18 protein-coding genes are annotated in these 18,641 nt (G+C 62.6%); 9 read left to right on the top strand and 9 right to left on the bottom strand.

Annotated elements, in window-relative coordinates; genetic code table 11:
* Positions 1-42 precede the first annotated feature (42 nt).
* The 5 genes from AC3WTO_RS18720 to AC3WTO_RS18700 form a co-directional block, all read right to left on the bottom strand.
* The gene (locus tag AC3WTO_RS18720; protein ID WP_492462290.1) at positions 43-954 is read right to left on the bottom strand and encodes a heme-dependent oxidative N-demethylase family protein; all 912 of its coding nucleotides are present in this window, start codon (positions 952-954) and stop codon (positions 43-45) included.
* Entirely contained in the window at positions 954-1,238 is a 285-nt protein-coding gene (locus tag AC3WTO_RS18715) for a YciI family protein (RefSeq protein WP_492462288.1), read from the bottom strand. Before AC3WTO_RS18715 ends, AC3WTO_RS18720 begins: the two co-directional genes overlap by 1 nt.
* Before the next feature lie 30 nt (positions 1,239-1,268).
* On the bottom strand, positions 1,269-1,934 hold the full coding sequence (locus tag AC3WTO_RS18710) for an aminotransferase class IV family protein (RefSeq protein WP_492462286.1): 666 nt from the start codon (positions 1,932-1,934) through the stop codon (positions 1,269-1,271).
* Positions 1,883-3,028 carry an aminodeoxychorismate synthase component I gene (locus tag AC3WTO_RS18705; RefSeq protein WP_492462284.1) on the bottom strand — a complete coding sequence of 382 codons (1,146 nt, stop codon included), beginning with the start codon at positions 3,026-3,028 and terminating at the stop codon, positions 1,883-1,885. The genes AC3WTO_RS18710 and AC3WTO_RS18705 overlap by 52 nt, the downstream gene beginning before the upstream one ends.
* Positions 3,029-3,133: 105 nt before the next feature.
* Entirely contained in the window at positions 3,134-4,969 is a 1,836-nt protein-coding gene (locus tag AC3WTO_RS18700) for a M3 family oligoendopeptidase (protein WP_492462282.1), read from the bottom strand.
* Between the two features lie 143 nt (positions 4,970-5,112).
* Here AC3WTO_RS18700 and AC3WTO_RS18695 point away from each other — a divergent pair, with 143 nt between their 5' ends.
* Together AC3WTO_RS18695 and AC3WTO_RS18690 are read left to right on the top strand one after the other, a co-directional pair.
* Positions 5,113-6,651: a sigma-54-dependent transcriptional regulator gene (locus AC3WTO_RS18695; RefSeq protein WP_492462280.1), complete on the top strand. Its 1,539-nt coding sequence runs from the start codon at positions 5,113-5,115 to the stop codon at positions 6,649-6,651.
* A 289-nt stretch (positions 6,652-6,940) separates the two neighbouring features.
* A complete protein-coding gene (locus AC3WTO_RS18690; protein WP_492462757.1) occupies positions 6,941-8,752 on the top strand; it encodes a peptidoglycan L,D-endopeptidase MepK in 1,812 nt (603 codons plus the stop codon).
* Positions 8,753-8,869: 117 nt separating this feature from the next.
* Here the strand turns inward: AC3WTO_RS18690 and AC3WTO_RS18685 are convergent, their stop codons facing one another.
* The 3 genes from AC3WTO_RS18685 to AC3WTO_RS18675 form a co-directional block, all read right to left on the bottom strand.
* The gene (locus AC3WTO_RS18685) at positions 8,870-9,331 is read right to left on the bottom strand and encodes a GNAT family N-acetyltransferase (protein WP_492462278.1); all 462 of its coding nucleotides are present in this window, start codon (positions 9,329-9,331) and stop codon (positions 8,870-8,872) included.
* 163 nt (positions 9,332-9,494) lie between these two features.
* Entirely contained in the window at positions 9,495-10,136 is a 642-nt protein-coding gene (locus tag AC3WTO_RS18680) for a 2-dehydro-3-deoxy-phosphogluconate aldolase (RefSeq protein ID WP_492462276.1), read from the bottom strand.
* A gap of 104 nt (positions 10,137-10,240) precedes the next feature.
* Complete coding sequence (locus AC3WTO_RS18675; protein ID WP_492462274.1) at positions 10,241-11,122, bottom strand: N-acetylmuramidase domain-containing protein; 882 nt, start codon at positions 11,120-11,122, stop codon at positions 10,241-10,243.
* A gap of 157 nt (positions 11,123-11,279) precedes the next feature.
* On the opposite strand from AC3WTO_RS18675, the gene trhO reads away from it, so the two are divergent.
* From trhO to AC3WTO_RS18660, 3 genes are all read left to right on the top strand, one after another.
* Positions 11,280-12,203 (top strand): oxygen-dependent tRNA uridine(34) hydroxylase TrhO, encoded by a 924-nt coding sequence (gene trhO / locus AC3WTO_RS18670; RefSeq protein ID WP_492462272.1) that lies wholly within the window; start codon positions 11,280-11,282, stop codon positions 12,201-12,203.
* A gap of 204 nt (positions 12,204-12,407) precedes the next feature.
* A complete protein-coding gene (locus AC3WTO_RS18665) occupies positions 12,408-13,136 on the top strand; it encodes a tellurite resistance TerB family protein (RefSeq protein WP_492462270.1) in 729 nt (242 codons plus the stop codon).
* 215 nt (positions 13,137-13,351) lie between these two features.
* Positions 13,352-14,107, top strand: coding sequence for an SDR family oxidoreductase (locus AC3WTO_RS18660; RefSeq protein ID WP_492462268.1), 756 nt, complete (start codon positions 13,352-13,354; stop codon positions 14,105-14,107).
* Positions 14,108-14,283: 176 nt separating this feature from the next.
* Here AC3WTO_RS18660 and AC3WTO_RS18655 read toward each other — a convergent pair whose 3' ends face one another.
* Positions 14,284-15,495: a pyridoxal phosphate-dependent aminotransferase gene (locus AC3WTO_RS18655; RefSeq protein ID WP_492462266.1), complete on the bottom strand. Its 1,212-nt coding sequence runs from the start codon at positions 15,493-15,495 to the stop codon at positions 14,284-14,286.
* Between the two features lie 83 nt (positions 15,496-15,578).
* Here AC3WTO_RS18655 and AC3WTO_RS18650 point away from each other — a divergent pair, with 83 nt between their 5' ends.
* The 4 genes from AC3WTO_RS18650 to denD all read left to right on the top strand — a co-directional run bounded on the left by AC3WTO_RS18650 (position 15,579) and on the right by denD (position 18,580).
* Positions 15,579-16,253 (top strand): GNAT family N-acetyltransferase, encoded by a 675-nt coding sequence (locus AC3WTO_RS18650; protein ID WP_492462264.1) that lies wholly within the window; start codon positions 15,579-15,581, stop codon positions 16,251-16,253.
* Positions 16,254-16,383: 130 nt separating this feature from the next.
* Positions 16,384-17,349 carry a cation diffusion facilitator family transporter gene (locus AC3WTO_RS18645; protein WP_492462261.1) on the top strand — a complete coding sequence of 322 codons (966 nt, stop codon included), beginning with the start codon at positions 16,384-16,386 and terminating at the stop codon, positions 17,347-17,349.
* A 53-nt stretch (positions 17,350-17,402) separates the two neighbouring features.
* Positions 17,403-17,612, top strand: coding sequence for a hypothetical protein (locus AC3WTO_RS18640; RefSeq protein WP_492462259.1), 210 nt, complete (start codon positions 17,403-17,405; stop codon positions 17,610-17,612).
* 2 nt (positions 17,613-17,614) lie between these two features.
* Entirely contained in the window at positions 17,615-18,580 is a 966-nt protein-coding gene (denD, locus tag AC3WTO_RS18635; RefSeq protein WP_492462257.1) for a D-erythronate dehydrogenase, read from the top strand.
* Positions 18,581-18,641 lie beyond the last annotated feature (61 nt).

Here is an 18,641-nt window from a genome sequence, read left to right as displayed (position 1 = left end):
ATAAAGCGAATCTGGTCGCTGGCGTTAACGGCGCAAAGGCCGTCAGCCGTCAGCCATCCCGCGAAGGTAAGCCACCAGCCGCTCCCGATCGGCGGTCAGGCCCTTGTAGTCGAGTTGGGCATCGTCCAGTTCCCCGAGTTGCGTGGCGAAACCGGCCGCGACGCGGGCGCGGTCGGGATGGCGGGCGAGCACGGCCAGCGGGTCGAGATAGATGCGAATGGTGAAGAGGATGTCGCGCGAGTGGGGCAGTTTGCGCAGCGTCTGCCGCTCCACGCGAATGAAGGCGTGCGCGTTGAGGTCGCCATTCGGGAAAGTCGACTGTCGCTCAGCGGAGCGGGCGATGCGCTGGCGGTCCGACAGCGGATGATAGAGCGCATCGTTGGCCTGGACCGACCAGTTGAAGCGCTCCACCGCCTGGCCCTGCAGGTTGTCGAACATGCGGCTGATGATGTCGGCCGGCCGCGTGCCGGTGCCGAACCCCGGGACAGGGTCATGGATATGGTGCAGCGGCTTGCCGAATTTTTCCCTCAGCGACCAGGACGAAGGAAAACACAGCGAACCCGCCGCCAGGCGCCAGCCGTCGTCGCTGCGGCGCATCAGGATGAGATCGTCCTGCGTCATCAGCGAAGCGGTCACCAGCGGAGCATCGGCCAGCACGGCTGGTCCGGTCGTGCCCAGGGATCGAGCCTCGGCCAGTGCCTGCGTGTGATGCTCGTCCATACTCGCCTCGACGAGTTCGAGCACTTCGCGTTGCGCGTCGCGCGTGTCGGGCTCTTCGACGAAAACCTTGTCCGGCAGCTCGCGATAAAGGCGATGTTTCTCGGCCAACTGGGCGCCGAAATAGCCGTCGACCTCCAGCCAACGGTCGAGTTCCAGCGGTTTCAGGCCGATGGCGAAGGCTTTTGAAGAGCCGTCATAGGGTGTGTGCGGGGGCAGGGGGCGTTGCACGTCCATCAGTCTTTCAAGGCTTCCAGTCCTGCCTCGGTACTCGTCGCGGCAAAGTCGATCACGTCGTAGTCAGCGACATCGGCTTTGGTAAACGGATCTTCCGCCAGCCGTGCATCGAGCGCTTCGCGTGTGCCACGGGCCAGGATCACGCCGCCGGTACGCGGGCGCTTGGCGCCGGAGGCTATGAAGATGCCATCGGTGTAACCGGCTTTCACCCATTCCATATGCGCGTCGCGCAGTTTGTCGATCTCGGTCAGCGGAACCTTGTAGGTGAGATTGACGACGAACATGTTTTCTCCGGATCGGTTTCGACGTTCGGCTCAGACCAGCTTTGCCGCGATCAGTCCGCGCAGCGAATTGCCGACAAACAGCTGTCTTGCCGCCGTCAGATCGCGCAAGGTTAGAACTGCTTCGCGCGCTCTGCCTTGGTCCAGCAATTCGCCGCGCAATATGCCTGGCAGCAGGCCGCAGGTCAGTGCCGGAGTCAGCAATGGGCCGCCTTCGCCCGTATCGACGAACAGATTGGTGATGGTGCCTTCGCAGATTTCGCCGCGCTCATTGGCGAGCAGCACTTCGTCGGCTTCGGCGGCTGTATGTTCGGCGCGCGCCTGCTGATAGGCATCTCGGCGGCTGGTCTTATGACGCAGCAGCGTGTCCCGCGAGGAAAGCTGTTCGCGCGCCAGCCGCAAGGTCCAGACCGTGCCGTCCGGCAGGGGGTGGAACGGCTGGGTCGTCACAGCCACACTGCCGTCCGTGGTGAGCGCGAGGCGCATGCGTTGCGGTGCCGATGCACCTTGGACGGCGCTCAGCAATGCGGCGCTTGCGGCGTCATTGTCGTAGTGGAAGCCGAGGGCTGTGGCCGAGGCGCTCAGTCGAGCAAGGTGGCGATCGAGGCGCAGGAAGCCGGTTTGCGGTTCCCAGCGCAGCGTCTCGATCAATGTGAGGCCGGAAGCGTCCCCGTCGCAAAGCGGGCTTTCAGCAGGCACTCCTCATACTCCTCCTCCGCCGTGGAATCGAACACTACGCCGCCGCCGACATTGTAGACGGCTTCACCGTTTGCAAAGAGCGAGATGGTGCGAATGGCCACCGAAAAGCGCATGGTGCCGTTGGGCGCGATCCAGCCTATGGCACCGCAATAGGCGTCGCGCGGCGTTCCTTCCAGCTCGCGCAGGATCTCCATGGCGCGGATCTTCGGCGCCCCGGTGATCGAGCCGCAGGGAAAGAGAGCGGCAAAGATGTCGCGGATGGCGAGATCCGGCAACAGTCTGGCCCGCACCGTCGAGACCAGCTGATGCACGGTCGGGTAACTCTCGATGCGAAACAGGTCCGGAACGTCGAGGGTGCCGACCTCTGAGATCAGCGAGATATCGTTGCGCAGCAGGTCGACGATCATGCGGTTCTCCGCCTGGTTCTTCTCGTCGTTGCGCAGGAATTCCTTGAGAGCGGCATCCTCTTCCGGCGTCTTGCCGCGCGGCGCGGTGCCCTTCATGGGATGTGTCTCGATCCAGCCGTCGGTATCCACCTGGAAGAACAGCTCCGGCGAGCGCGACAGCACCGTCGGGCCCGCCAGGGAGACGAGTGCGCCATATTTCACCGGCTGGCGGGCGATGAGTGCATTGAAGGCGGCAAGCGGATCCCCCGACCATTGCGCCTTGACGGGAAAGGTCAGGTTGCCCTGGTAACAATCGCCTTTGCGCAGGTGCAGATGCAGGCGCGCAAAGCGCTTTTCGTAGTCTTCATAAGACCATTGTGCCCGCGCGTCGAAGATCGGGCCATTGGTGGCAGCCTGGGCTGACGGCAAGATGCGATCGGACGGTCCATCGAAGACGCCGAGCGCGACCAGGGGTGCCCGTCGGCCTTCGGGCAGCAGCGGCTTCAGCTTGGGCTCAAGCAGATAGCCGGCCTCATAGGAAAAATAGCCGGCCAGCCATTTGCCGTCGCGGCGCGCTGCCTCAGCCTGCTCCAGCGCGTGTTCGAAATCCTGCGGGCTATCGGCAACGATCAATGCGGACGGCTGTTCGAACAGCACGTCGCGACCGGCCGGATCATCGCGAAAAAGTGCGAAACGGGACGCCGTCAATTTATCTTATACCCCCAAACCCCGTCCGGCTTTGCCGCAAAACGCATGACGCCAAAAATCGTCTTCGGCTCTTAGCATCATGCGCCGGGTCGGACCGGAAATGCTCTAGTCCAGGGCTTCCAATTCGTCGATCAGATTGGAGATCACGCCAAGCCCGATCTGCCAGAAGGCCGGATCGCTGGCATCCAGGCCGAACGGCTTCAGCAGCTCGGAGTGATGCTTGGTGCCGCCGGCGCGCAGCATGTCGAAATACTTCTCCTGGAAGCCGCGTTCGGCGTTCTGGTAGACGGCATAGAGCGAGTTCACCAGGCAATCGCCGAAGGCATAGGCATAGACGTAGAACGGCGAATGGATGAAGTGCGGGATGTAGGTCCAGAAGGTCTCGTAGCCTTCCCGCAACTTGATCGCCGGCCCCAGACTCTCGGCCTGCACTTCCAGCCAGAACTTGCCGAGCTGGTCGGAAGTCAGTTCGCCGTTCTTGCGCTCGGTGTGCACCTTGCGTTCGAATTCGTAGAAGGCGATCTGGCGCACGACCGTGTTGATCATGTCCTCGACCTTCTGGGCGAGCATGGCTTTGCGCTCGCGTCGGTCCTCGGTCTTGTCGAGCAGCGACCGGAAGGTCAGCATCTCGCCGAACACCGACGCGGTCTCGGCCAGCGTCAGTGGCGTCGATGCCATCAAGGCGCCCTGGCCGCCGGCCAGCACCTGATGCACGCCATGGCCGAGTTCGTGGGCCAGCGTCATCACGTCGCGCGGCTTGCCCATGTAGTTCAAAAGCACATAGGGATGCGCCGACGGCACCGTGGGATGCGCGAAGGCGCCGGGCGACTTGCCGGGCCTTACGGGGGCATCGATCCAGTTGCGATCGAAGAAGCGGCGGGCAATGTCGGCCATCTCCGGCGAGAAGCGGTGATAGGCTGACAGAACGGTGTTCCTGGCTTCGTCCCACGATATGGTCGCCTGCGGCGTTTCGGGCAGTGGCGCGTTGCGGTCCCAGTGGTTCATCTCGTCCATGCCGAGCCAGCGCGCCTTCATGCGATAATAGCGGTGCGACAGGCGCGGATAGGCATCGCGAACGGCGCTCGCCAGCGCATCCACGACGCTGCGCTCGACGCGGTTGGCGAGGTGGCGGGAGTCGGCAATGTCCTCGAAGCCACGCCAGCGGTCGGAGATTTCCTTGTCCTTGGCGAGCGTGTTGGTGATCAGCGTAAAGGTGCGCAAATTCTTGGCGAAGGTTGCTGCCAGCGCTTCCGAAGCCTGACGACGGACCGCGCCATCGGCGTCCTGCAACCGGTTCAGCGTCGGTTCCAGCGTCAGCTTTTCGCCGTCGATGTCGAAACGCAGCTCCGTCATCGTCTCGTCAAACAGGCGGTTCCAGGCGCCGCGTCCGGTGACGGACTTTTCATGGAACAGCTGCTCGATACGGTCTTCGAGCTGGAAGGGTTTGTCCTGCCTCAGATCCAGCACCCAGGGCCGATAATGACCGAAACCCGGATCGGCATCGAGTGCCTGCTCGATCGCCTGGTCTTCGACGAGATTCAGTTCCAGGCCGAAGAACAGCAGATGCGAGGACGCATCCGTCATCTTTTCCTGCACGTCGCCGTAAAGCTTGGCGCGCTGTGGATCGGAAGTGTCGCCGGCGTAGACCAGACCAGCATAGGAGACGATCTTGCCGACAAGCTCTTCCAGGGCTTCATAGGCTTTCAGTGCCTCGCCGAGCTTGCCCTCGGCACCACGCGCGGCCTCGGCAGCCAGCGTTCCCTTCCAGCGGTTCTCAAAAGCGACGGCATCCGCGGAGGCCTTGTCGATGTCGCGCTTCAGTTCCGGGGCATCCATGCCGGGATAGAGGTCGGCAAGGTTCCACTCAGGCAGGTTGCCGAGCTCCAGAGCTTTGCGACCGGATTGAGCCGGCGCATGCAGTCGGCCGAAAAAAGTATGCATTCCAACACCTTCCGGAAATGTCGCGCGAAGCCGATCAACTTCTAAGCAATTCGTTCACCGGCTTTTTTGAAAGCTTATTTAGAACCCTGTGCCAAGATGATCCATAGGCCAAGGCATAGCGCAGGGGCGAATTCGCAACACTCATGACAGGTTCGATCCTCATCGTCGATGACGACCCGGTTCAGCGCAGGCTTGTCGAGGCTGCGGTCGGACGTTTCGGCCATTCAGCGCTGACCGTCGAAAACGGCGAAGCAGGCCTTGCGATGATCGACGGTCCCAATTCCCGCGACGTTTCGGTGGTGGTGCTCGACCTCGCCATGCCCGGTATGGATGGCATCGCTGTCCTGCAGGCAATGCGCGACCGTGACATCCACATACCCGTCATCGTGCAGACCGCGCAGGGCGGCATCGAGACCGTGGTCAAGGCGATGCGCCATGGCGCCTTCGATTTCGTCGTCAAACCGGCCTCGCCGGAGCGTCTGAATGCCGCGATCACCAGCGCACTCAAGGTGGAAGAGGTCGAGGTCGCGGTGAAGCGCTCGTCGCGCCGCCTCGGCCAGGCGCTTACCTTCAAGGATCTCGCCACGCGCAGCGCGTCGATGGAGCGGGTCATCCGCCTCGGCCAGAAGGCGGCAGCGTCTTCTATTCCGATCCTGATCGAAGGCGAGTCCGGCGTCGGCAAGGAAATGGTGGCGCGGGCGATCCAGGGCAGCGGCGACCGCCGGTCGAAGCCTTTCGTCACCGTCAATTGCGGCGCCATTCCGGACAATCTGGTCGAATCGATCCTGTTCGGCCACGAGAAGGGCTCTTTCACCGGCGCCACCGAAAAACACACCGGCAAGTTCGTCGAGGCGCACACCGGCACGCTTTTCCTGGACGAGATCGGCGACCTGCCTCTCGACGTGCAGGTGAAACTGCTGCGTGCCGTGCAGGAAGGCGAGGTCGACCCAGTTGGCGCCCGTTCCACCGTCAAGGTCGATATTCGCCTGATCTCGGCCACCCATCGCGACCTGTTGCAGCAGGTGAAGGACAGCCGCTTTCGCGAGGATCTGTTCTATCGCCTCAACGTCTTCCCGATCCTGGTGCCGCCGTTGCGCCGTCGCAAGGAGGATATACCCTTCCTGGTTCGGCATTTCATGGACAAGGTTCCGCCGGTCGGTCCGCGTCGGCGCCTCACCATCTCCGATGCCGCGCTCGCCATGCTTCAGGCCTATGACTGGCCGGGCAATATCCGCCAACTGGAGAACGCCATTTATCGCGCGTCGGTGCTAGCCGAAGGTGAGATGCTGACGCCTGAGGAGTTTCCGCAAATCCGCGCCCAGGTGGAGGGCACCGTGGTGCTGGAGGCTCCGGTACCGTCGGTCGTGCCCGATCTGCCGGGCGAAACCGTCATCGAACCCGAGCTGCCCCCGGAGGGACCGATTGACGCAGAGGTCGTCGGTGACCGCATGCTCAGGATCGAACCAAGGTTCGGTACGCTGACCGCGCTCGACGAACGCGGCAATGTCCGTTCGCTCGCGGCCGTCGAGCTGGAGATGATCAGGCTGGCCATCGACCATTACAACGGCCAGATGAGCGAGGTGGCCAGACGGCTTGGCATCGGGCGTTCTACGCTGTACAGAAAGCTCAAGGAGTACGGCATCGACCCGGAAACCGGGCGCGCGGAAAAACTGGCTTCCTGAATCCCGCGCAAGCCTGGGGCGAGTTTCCTGGTTTAAACCAGTGGTTTACCACGTGCTGAGGAGCTGCATTTTGGGCGGGATATCGCCATGGTGTTACCGCATTTCAGCTTCAATAAGCGTCGATTAACCATTAGGATCGATTATCGGGTGTGAATCCAACCGCATCCGTTTGATCAAATCCGGGGACAAACGGCAGTCTGCAAGGCCATTTGATTTGAACAGAATCGAACGACACCAGAACGGGCGTCCATCCTCATTGAGCGTCTGGCAGAAGTGGTTGACCGGCGCGATGATGGCTGTCGGCCTGCTGGCCGTGTCGGCGGGAACCGCCAGTGCCGAAGTCCGCGCTTTGAAGCTGCGCAACCTGCACACGGGCGAAGTCGACGAGATCGTTTTCAAGCGTAACGGCCGTTACGACCAGGCCGGCCTCAAGAAGCTGAATTTCTTCCTGCGCGACTGGCGCCGCAACGAGCCCACCAAGATGGATCCGCGCCTGATGGATCTGGTCTGGGAAGCCTATCGGCAGAGCGGCTCGCGCGGCTACATCCAGGTGATCTGCGGTTACCGCGCTCCCTCCACCAATGCCATGCTGAAGTCGCGAAGCCGCCGCAGCGGCGTCGCCGAGAAGAGTCAGCACATCCTCGGCAAGGCGATGGACTTCTATATCGAAGGCGTGCCGCTGAAGAAGCTGCGCGACATCGGTCTCAAGATGCAGGGCGGCGGCGTCGGCTATTATCCGACCTCAGGCTCGCCTTTCGTGCATATGGATGTGGGCAATGTGCGCCACTGGCCCGGCATCAGCCGGCAGGAACTCGCGCGCCTCTTCCCGAACGGCAAGACGCTGCACGTGCCGAGCGACGGCCGGCCGCTGCCCGGCTATGAGCAGGCAATGGCCTCCTACAAGGCGCGCAAGTCCAACGGCACGCCGAACATCGAACTCGCCAGCGCTGGTGGCTCGACGCACAAGTCGGGCGGCTTCCTGGCCGCCTTCTTTGGCGGCGGCGAGGACGAGGAAGACGATTCGGCCGATGTCGCCATGGCGCCGGCGCCGAAGCCGAAGGCGGCGATGAAGCCGGCCGCATCGGCCAAGAGCACTTTGCCGGGTATCGCCATCGTGTCGCCTGAGAATGCGCAGCGCGTCGACATGCCGGCGACCGAGGCGGAAGAGCCGCAGGTGGCTGAGGAACCGAAGCAGGAGACTCCTGAGACGATCCTGGCCGCATTGCCGGCGCGTTCGGTACCCGTTCCGGGCGCCGCGCCGCGTCCGCAGGCGGATGTCGGTGTTGCCGCTGCGCCGACGCCTGAAACCGTTCCATTCGGTGTTGCCGACGCTTCTGCCGTGCAGGCAGAGCAGCCCACTGTGATGGCTGCCGCCGCGCCGATCCCGCCGGAGAACGTGCCTTTCGGCATGGCTGATGCCAATGCGCCTGCACCGGCTGCCGAAGTCGCGCAGGTCGCCGGTGTTCAGGCTGTGGCCGGCAATGTGCCAGTCCCGACATGGCGTCCCAAGGCGCCTGCCGTTGCTGAACCCAACCAGGAATCGGTGCTGCTCGCGCTTGCCGACACCGCCAAGCGGGATGGACAGCAGACGGCGACCGATGCACTGGCGATGTTGCCGACAGAGCGTCCTGACGAGGTCAAGGCGGTGCTGGAGCAGGCGTCGACCGACACCTATCAGGTCGCAGCGCTGCCGGCTTCGCGTTCGGCCTTCAGCGATCCCTCCGGTGTCGATGCGGCTACGCCGCGCGCCGTCGTGGCAAGCCGTCCGGCTGGCTCCGATCCTGCTGCGGCTATGGGCGGCAATGTGAAGACGACACGCAAGGCGGCTCGCGCCAGTGCGCAGGATGCCAAGCCCGATCACAAGTCGGTGGTCGTTCCGGCCGCACCGAAGGTGGCGCGCTGGGCTCTCCAGGGCAATGAGAAGATCGCCAAGGTGACCGATGCCACCACGGCGCCGCGTATGGCTTACAATGTGGTTCGCACGGCACCGAGCGAGGTCTATACGGCCGGCTTCCAGACCGCGAACGAGATGGCGGATTCGAACCGCTTCACCGGGACCGCTGTGAAGTTCATGTCGGTCGCACGGTTCCCGACTAAATAGGTCGCAGGTTTCCCGAAACACAAGAACCGCGCCATTTGGCGCGGTTTTTTGTTTCTGGCTGACAATTGCGGCCGCATCTGTTCGGTGAAGCAGGGCCTGGTCCGATCTCGCCGGATGTCATCCCAGGTCGTAGCGCTTGCAGATGGTGCCCGGCGACAGCCGATAGGTGCGAAAGCCCATTGCTTCATAGTAGCCAAGACCGAGCGGGTTATCATCGGCGATGCTGGCGTCGATGCTTGGCAATCCGGCCTTTTGCGCGGCGTCTCGGGTCACGGCAAACAAACCGGTGCCCACGCCCTGCCGGGCGGCGCGCGGGCTGACATGGGTGCCGATGATACCCCACCCTTCCGCGACATCGTAAGGATTGCCCTGTGTGGCCAGCAGCAGTGACTGGAAACCGAGGATCCTTCCGCTGTCGTCTTCAGCGACGGAGCAGCGAATTCGGTCGGGATGCTCCAGATAGCGCGTGCGCACTGCCTCGACGTCCCTGGGACGCTCGCGCCCGGTCATGACGACGATTTCCGATAGGACATCGCTCATACCCTGAGCGTCGTCGATCGTGGCAGCCCTGATCTTCATGGAATCTCCAGCCTCGAATGCGTCGGCAACAATGCATGAGGGGATGCATGCGGCCAGAGCGTTTCCGTTCTTCACGGAAACACTCCAGTTTTTGTCTTACGCCATTCCGGTCGGAAAACGGCCGCGCACTGTTCCTGGAAGTGCTCGATCAGGCAGGCTTCTTCTATGACTTGCGCAGTTTGTTCGCTTCGCGTGCGAGGGCCTCGATGCCGGCCCAGTCACCGGCCTTGACCATCTCGTCGGGCGCGACCCAGGAGCCGCCGACGCAGATCACGTTGGGAAGGCTGAGGTAGTCGTTGGCGTTCTTGGCGCCGATGCCGCCGGTCGGGCAGAACTTCACGTCAGCGATCGGCGAAGCCAGCGCCTTGAGGAAGGCAGCTCCGCCTGCCTGCTCGGCCGGGAAGAATTTCAGGAAGTCGAGTCCGGCCTCGCGTGCGGTCATGATCTCGCCTGGCGTGATCGCTCCTGGCAGCAGGGGTACCGGACTGTCGGCGGCGGCCGACAGCAACTGGCTGGTGATGCCCGGGCTGACGATGAATTGCGACCCGGCTCGGGATGCCTCCTCGAACTGGCGGGCATTCAAGATGGTGCCTGCGCCGACGATCGCTTCTTCCACTTCCGCTGCCGCGCGGCGGATGGCCTCGAGCGCGGCGTCGGTACGCAGCGTGATCTCGATCGCCCTGAGGCCACCGCGCGCCAGCGCGCGCGCCAGTGGCACGGCATCCTTGGCGTCGGCAATCTTGATCACCGGGATGACGGGTTGGCCGTCGAGCAGAGACAGGAGTTTCTGGGTTTTGCTGGTCATGATTTCGCGCTCTCTCACCGTCTTTCAATCGATTTAACAGACCATGTTTTCCAAGTCTACGGCGTCATGATGACACTGTGTCGGAATGACCGGCCATCGGTAGGTCAGGCACGGCGGGGCCCGAAAACGCTGCGAACGCACTGCGCTGCCCAACTCCAGAAAGATGATCCGCCCTTGGTCGCCCGCAACGCATTTTCGACGGCGACCTGGGTGGCCTGACCGGCAATGCCATCGGCGGCCAGGCCGTGTTCCTGCTGAAATCTGCTCACCACACCGGCCGTTCCGGGACCGTAGATGCCGTCAGTATCGACCGCATACCCCAGGGCAACCAGAGCCTCCTGCAACTCGGTGACCAATTCGCCGCGCGAGCCGATCTTCATCAGCCGTTCGCCTGGCGCCGGCCCTTCGACCTGCTGCCTGTAGGCTTCCGCCAATTTCAGGTGATAACCGTTCTTCGCGAAACCGGGCCCATTGTAGCCATGGCCAACGGCTTCCCAGTCGTGGCTGTTGAGTGCCGTCGTCAGTCCGGATTTGTCGATGTAGCGCGCCATCAGCCGGGCCTGGCCGGCCGCTCCCGAGCGCGCTTCTTCGACCAGGCCGTCGACTGTATCGAAACCCAGCCATTGCCAGTGTGCGCCCATGACCTGGCCCAGCCCCCAGGATGTCGATTCATAAGCCGCCTGCCGGTCGATCTCCGCGGCTCGTCCGATCAGCAGCCAGCGCTCCGCCTGACTGCGCGGATTGGCGACCGCGCCGGCGACGGGAGAGGCAAGGCCAGAGGTTCGTGCCCTTTCCTGCCTGTCGCCCGAAAGGCGGCGGTCGAAATAATGTCCCTCGAAGCGGATCAAGGGTTCGTTGCGTCCATCGATCCTGGCAAAAACCTGGCCGGCACTTTCCACTTCGGCGATGGCAAGCAGGGCCTTGGGCTCCAGGCCGAACTCGCGTGCCGCCTTTTCGATTTCGTCGGCCGTGTGCTTGCTGAACATGTGATGCCCTCGGGCGGAGGTGTTGTCGGGCGACCCTATCGGCTGCGGGTGAACATTTGGGTAACTGGACTGTCTTCTGGGCCAGCGATGCGCCTGGAATCCTTGATTTTTCCGGCTTGCATTGAAAATTTTCGGGCAAGGCGCTAGGCCACCGCGTATGAATCTTTGCACTTCTCCCTTCCGCGTTGCTGCGCTTTACCGTTTCGTGCGCCTCGCCGACCATGAAGCGCTGCGCCAGCCGCTGGCCGCCTTCTGCTGCGGGCGCGACATCAAGGGGACGCTGCTTCTGGCGCACGAGGGCATCAACGGCACCGTCGCCGGCAGCGAAGAGGCCATCACGGAGCTTGTTGCCTATCTGGAAGCAATGCCGGAGTTCCGTGGCCTGGAGGTCAAATATTCCTCAGCCGCCGAGATGCCGTTCCATCGCATGAAGGTGCGGCTGAAGCGCGAGATCGTTACCATGGGGGTGGAGGACATCGATCCGCTCCACGCCGTCGGCACTTATGTCGAGGCCCGCGACTGGAACGCCTTGATCTCCGATCCGGGTACCGTCGTCATCGACACGCGCAACGACTACGAAGTAACGCTGGGTACCTTCGAAAATGCGATCGATCCCCAGACCAAAAGTTTTCGCGACTTTCCGCAATGGGCGCGTGAGCACAGTGCGGAACTCGAAGGCAAAAAGATCGCCATGTTCTGTACGGGCGGCATACGCTGTGAAAAGGCGACGGCCTATGTGAAGTCGCTTGGCTTCGACGAGGTGTTCCATCTCAAGGGCGGCATCCTGAAATATCTGGAAGATGTGCCGCGGGAAGAGAGCCTCTGGAAAGGCGAATGCTTCGTCTTCGACGAGCGCGTCTCGGTCTCGCACGGGCTGGAGGAGGGGGAGGCGGAACTCTGCCGCGCCTGCCGGCACCCGCTGAACCCACAGGAGCGGAACTCGCCATTGTACCAGCCGGGCGTTTCCTGCCTTCATTGCTACGAAACGCGCAGCAACGAGGATCGCGCCCGTTATGCGGAACGCCATCGCCAGGTGGAATTGGCGGATCAGCGCGGCGAGCGCCGGCATATCGGCAGCTAGAAGCGTTTTTGTCGGCTTCCGGCCGGAAACAGGTTCAGAAACGTTGTTGTAATACAGCCCTGGCAGACCTACCTCTGCGGGATCAACCGCCGAGCCTGGAGCGGTTCCGTTTTTCACGGAAACGCTCTAACTGTTTTGTTTTACGCAGTTCCAACGCAAAGCCGCTACACGCTTTTGCTGGAATTGCCCTAGCTGGAGCCATGGATGTTCGACCCCAAGAAACTGCTCGACGATCTCCTGAGTTCACAGGTTCCCGGCACCGCCGGAACGGTGCGTGACAAAGCTGATCAGGCCGTGCAGATGGCCAAGGACAATCCGCTGGCAGCGGGCGCACTGGCAGCCGTCCTGCTCGGTACCGGTGCCGGGCGCCAGGTCACCGGTACGGCCGTGAAGCTCGGCGGTCTCGCTGCCATTGGCGGTCTCGCCTACAAGGCTTATCAGAACTACAAGGCAGGTCAGCAGCCGGCCGAAGCCACCAAGCAACCGGAGTTGCTGCCGCCGCCGGCGGGAGACAGTTTCGACCCCGCGCAGGCGCCGCAGGGCGAGGGCGAGTTCGCGCTTACCATCGTGCGCGCCATGATTGCGGCCGCCAAGGCTGATGGTCGCATCGATGAAGAAGAGCGCGGCAAGATCATCGACAAGGTGAGCCTGTCCGGCCTGGGTGCCGAAGCGACGGACTTCCTGCGGGAAGCTCTGGCGGCACCGGCCGACATCGATGCGCTGGCCTCTGCCGCGAAGAACGAAGCGCAGAAGATCGAGCTCTACACCGCTTCACGCCTGGCCATCGAGCCGGACACGCGCTCCGAGCGCGGTTATCTCGATATGCTCGCCGGAAGGCTCGGCCTGGACGACAAGCTGGTCGACCACATCGAGGCGACGGTTTCGGCAGCAAAGGCGCCCGTGCCGGCGTCTGGCGGCAACACCAAGTGGTAGCCGCCAGCTTTGCGCGGGCTGCTCATTAAGCTTTCGTTAACCAGTCAGGCGCATCATTTTAATTAGTCGGATCGGCTTTCCTCCTCCCAAGCTGGTTCAGATCGGGGCGGTCGCCAATGACCGCCCTTTTTGTTGGCGCCAAGCTCTGCGGGCTTCATGGCGCTTGTCTTCGATGATGTCATTTGCCATGCCTGCCTGATTGCAGGGAGGACGACATGACAATCAAAGGCACGGCAATCGTCACCGGCGCCGGCACCGGTATCGGCGCAAGCGTGGCAGGCGCGCTGCTGAAGAACGGCTGGAACACGGTGTTCTGTGGTCGCCGCAAGGCCATGCTCGACACGGCGATCGCAGCTGCTGGCAAGACCGAGGCGCAAGCGCTGGCCGTGGCCTGCGATATCACCCAGCCGGATCAGGTCGAAGACCTTTTCAAGGAAACTGTCGCTGCCTTTGGGCGGGTGGACCTGCTCTTCAACAACGCCGGCATGGGCTACAAATCGACGCCGATCGACGAGATCCCGGTCGAGGTGTGGAACGATGTCGTGGCCGTGAATCTGACCGGCTCGTTCCTGTGTGCGCGCGCGGCCTTTGCCGCCATGCGGCGGCAGACACCGATGGGCGGCCGCATCATCAACAACGGCTCGGTCTCCGCGCAAGCGCCGCGCCCCGGTTCCGTACCCTACACGGCGACAAAACACGCGATCACCGGACTTACCAAGACGCTGGCGCTCGACGGGCGTCCCTTCGACGTCGCCTGTGGGCAGATCGATATCGGCAATGCCTTGACCGACATGGCGGTGCCGATGACTGTCGGCGTGCCGCAAGCCAACGGCACGATCGCCGCCGAAGCGGTGATGGATGTCGAGCGGGTCGCGGAAGCGGTGGTCTACATGGCCGGTCAGCCGCTCGACGCCAATGTGCTGTTCATGACGGTGATGGCGACCAAGATGCCGCTGGTGGGGCGCGGGTAGGGACTGTTCCCGACCAGCACTCCCCATCCTTGAGCTTGGCGGCATCTGCCGCACGAAGCGCGCAGTCATTGCCATAAGCCTTGCCGTCGCAGCTGTAGACCGGCCCATCGGCAAGGCTGGGGCGCATGGTCGCAGCAAAGATGGCGAAGCCTGCAAGTCCAATGGCAATCACCGTTTCATTGCGCGCGCTCCCGGGTCTCTGCGCGCGTTGCGAGGAAGTCGCCGATACGCTCCAGCGCGCGGAGAATATTCTCTTCCGAATTGGCGTAGGACAGGCGCATGTAGCCTTCGCCGAGCACGCCGAAATCGGGGCCGCCAATCAGGGCGACACCTGCTTCTTCCAATAGCGCCGAGGCCAGTTTTTTGGCCGCCCAGCCGGTGCCCGAGATGTTGGGGAAGGCGTAGAAAGCCCCCTTCGGCGTGATGCATGAAATGCCGGGCAGCGTGTTCAGACCCTCGACCACCAGCTTGCGGCGGCGGTCGAAGGCTCGCATCATGGTCGCGACCTCGTCCTGCGATCCGTCAATCGCCGCGATGCCTGCATGTTGGCTCGGTGCGTTCACGCAGGACCAGCAGTTGACCGCAAGCTTGCGCACCTTGTCGTAGAGATGCGCGCCTTTCTCCCCGTTCGGCCAGATCGACCAGCCCATGCGCCAGCCCGTCATCGCCCAGGTCTTCGACCAGCCGTTGAGCACGATCAGCCTGTCGCGGATCTCCGGGAATTGAAGCAGGGAGGTGTGTGCCTCGCCGTCATAGGTCATGACGTCGTAGATTTCGTCGGAGAGGATGGCGACATGCGGGTGCATCTCCAGTCTCTTCACCAGCTTCTCGATCTCTGCACGCGGGGTAACGCCGCCGGTCGGATTGGCCGGGGAATTCAGGATAAGCAGGCGGGTGGCCGGCGTGATCAAGCCCAGTGTCTCCTCGGCCGAAAAGGCAAAGCCGTTTTCCTCGCGGATCGGCACCGGCACCGGCCGCGCGCCGGTGAACTCGATCATCGAGCGGTAGATCGGGAAGCCCGGGTCCGGATAGAGGATTTCGGCTCCCGGCTCTCCGAACATCAGGATGGCCGCGAACATGGTCGGCTTGCCACCTGGCAGGATCATCACATTGTCCGGTGAAACCTCGATGCCCGTGGTCGTCAGCGTGCGGCGCGCAACTGCCTCACGGGCCGCCAGCAGGCCGGTGGCCGGCGTGTAGCCATGATGGCCGTCACGCAGCGCCTTGATCGCGGCCTCGACAATATGGCCCGGCGTGCGGAAATCCGGCTGGCCGATGCCGAGATTGACGATATCGCATCCCTGTTCGGAAAGCGCAGTGGCGCGGGCGAGCACGGCAAAGGCATTTTCTTCGCCGAGACGGTCGAAAGCAGGAACTGTGTGGATCATTTTGTTGGTCCAGCTGGAGCTAGTTGCGGGCTCATGTTTTTTGAAAGGGTGGCGAGGCCCTGTCAAACAATATGGAGCGGATGGTGAGCGAGGATCTGAAGAATTGGCAGCCGCGTCCGCGTCCCGAACGCAAGGTGCTCGAAGGTCGCTACGTGCGGCTTGAACCGCTCGATGCCGCTCGCCATGGCGACGGATTGTTCGAGGCTTCTTCGGTCAGCGATGCCGACGGCCGTTTCCGCTGGCTGCCGGAATTCGCACCCCAGAAACGCGAGGATTTTCAGCCTTGGCTCGACAAGGTCGAAGCCAGCCAGGATCCACTCTATTTTACGGTGATCGACAAGGCGAGCGGCCGGGTCGCCGGCCGGCAGACACTGATGCGCATCGAGCCTGCTTTCGGTGTCATCGAAATCGGCAACATCTATTGGGGTCCGCTGATTTCGCGCAAGCCTGCCGCGACGGAAGCGCAGTATCTGTTTACCCGCTATGCCTTCGACGAACTTGGCTACCGACGCTATGAATGGAAGTGCAACAACAACAACACGCCGTCGAAGCGCGCGGCGGAGCGATTCGGCTTTACGTTCGAGGGAATTTTCCGCCAGCATCTCGTGGTCAAAGGCGAGAACCGGGATACAGCGTGGTATTCGATCATCGACAAGGAATGGCCTGCACTGAAAAAGGCTTACGAAGCCTGGCTCGATCCGAGCAATTTCGATGAAAAAGGCCAGCAAAAGCGCCGTTTTGAGCAATTTCGAGCCTGAATATATTTTAGCGTCCTAATGAGCCTTTGTTAGCTGGAAAAATCTTGTCTGGTTCAGTGCATGATCATCATCGGATACTTTAACATCCAAATCACTTGAATTAAGTTCGGCGCCCAAAGAGGGGTGGCCGATGGGTCATGAACATCATTCCCACGTGGGCGATGACCACGGCGCGGAACATCAGCATGGGACGTCCGACAAGAAGCGCGTGTTGATCGCCGCGCTGCTGACCGGTGGTTTCATGGTCGCGGAAGTGGCCGGCGGCATGCTTACCGGTTCCCTGGCGCTGCTCGCCGATGCCGGCCACATGTTCACCGACACCATCGCGCTGGCCCTTGCATGGTACGCCTTCCACCTGGCCGACAAGCCTGCAACGGGCCGCCACACCTATGGCTACGGCAGGGTCAAGACGTTGGTCGCCTACACCAACGGCCTGGCGATTTTTTTCGTCGCCTTGTGGATCTGCTATGAGGCCTGGCGGCGGTTCCAGGCGCCAACGCCAGTGCTGGGCGGGCCGATGCTCGTGGTCGCCATGCTTGGGCTTGTCGTCAACATAGCTGGCTTCGTGATCCTGCATGGAGGAAGCCGCGAGAGCCTCAACATGCGCGGCGCTATCGTGCATGTCCTCGGCGACCTGCTGGGCTCGCTGGCGGCAATCGTTGCCGCTTTTGTCATCATGGCGACAGGCTGGACGCCGATCGATCCGATCCTGTCGGTCCTGGTGGCTGTGCTGATCCTGTCGACAGCCTGGAGCCTGATGCGCGCAGCCGCGCATGTGCTTCTGGAAGGTTCTCCGGCAGGCCTTGATCGGGACGCCATCACCCATGACCTGCAAACCTCAATCAAGGGTATTCGCGAAATCCACCATGTGCATCTGTGGTCGATCGACGGCGCCAGCAACATGGCGACACTGCATGCAAGCCTGATGGACGGGCTGGATGCGCACATAGCCGTCGATGCCATCAAGCAGCGGCTGCTTACACAGCACGGCATCAGCCATGCCACCGTGGAAATCGATTTCGACCGCCGCGCCGAGGACGGCCGCACCCGCGACCAGGCCCGTGGCGTCACATCGCAGCCCAGGCACCTGCACTAGAGTGCCGTCTGTGCTAACCATCTGTGCAAGAAGCGCAGGCTGGTTTCGGAGTTATGATGAGTCCTGAAAACAAGAGCGCCGCGATCGCGGCGCTGTCGATCATGCTGCTGTTCGGCGTGACGGCCTATTATCTGCCGACCATCATGCTGGCGATCGGTCACGTCTCACCGGTGCTTGCCGGCATTTTCGCAGTTCTGTTCGTAGCCGCCTTCTTCATGGTGTTCTGGTTGCGCGGGCGAAAGCGTGCGCAAAGGAGAGATTGAGCATGCGGGTGCTGATCACCGGCGCGGCTGGCATGATCGGCCGCAAACTCGTTGCGCGGCTTCTCGATGAGGGGATGCTGCGCGGTAACAAGATCAGCCAGCTCGACCTGCATGACATCGTGACGCCCGAAGGGAACGCCAGCGCTGATGTCGTTATCAACACCCGCACCGGCGATCTTGCGGCTCCCGGAGCCGCCGCCGCACTGGTCGCATCGAAACCGGATGTGATCTTCCATCTTGCCGGGGTCGTTTCGGGTGAAGCGGAGGCCAATTTCGACCTCGGCTATCGCGTCAATCTCGACGGCACACGTGCCTTGTTCGATGCGGTGCGGCAGGCCGACTACAATCCACGCCTGGTGTTCACGTCCTCGATTGCGGTGTTCGGCGCACCCTTTCCCGACATCATTTCCGATGATTTCCACGCGACGCCGCTGACCTCCTATGGCACCCAGAAGCTGATGGGAGAAGCGCTGCTGTGCGACTATTCGCGGCGCGGCCTCTTCGACGGTGTCGGGATCCGGCTGCCGACCATTTGCGTGCGACCGGGCAAGCCGAACAAGGCTGCCTCCGGCTTCTTCTCGGGCATCATCCGCGAACCGCTGAAGGGCGAGGCCGCCATGCTGCCGGTGCCGCGTTCGGTGGTGCATACCCACGCCAGTCCCCGCTCGGCCGTCGGCTTCCTGATCCGTGCTGCCGAGATCGACGGCGCGGCCGTCGGGCCACGGCGCGCGCTCAACATGCCGGGCGTCGGCGTCAGTGTCGCCGAGCAGATCGAGGCACTCGGCCGCGTTGCTGGGAGTGAAGCCGTCGCGTTGATCCGTGAAGAGCCGGACGAGGCTGTCTGGGCGATCGTGAAGAACTGGCCGACCCGTTTCGAGGCGCGCCGTGCGCGAGAACTCGGATTTGTCGCCGAAACCAGCTTTGACGAAATCATCCGCGCCCATATCGAGGACGAGATGAGCCGGTAACGCTCCCAGGAAATTCCGGACGCAAAACGCCGACGCGCATTTGCCGGAATGGGAGTGGGGG

The sequence above is a fragment of the Mesorhizobium sp. EU05-FHT14A09 genome (assembly GCF_058790995.1).
The sequence above is the reverse complement of the archived record's forward strand: the minus strand, read 5'-3'. Positions and strand labels throughout refer to the sequence as shown.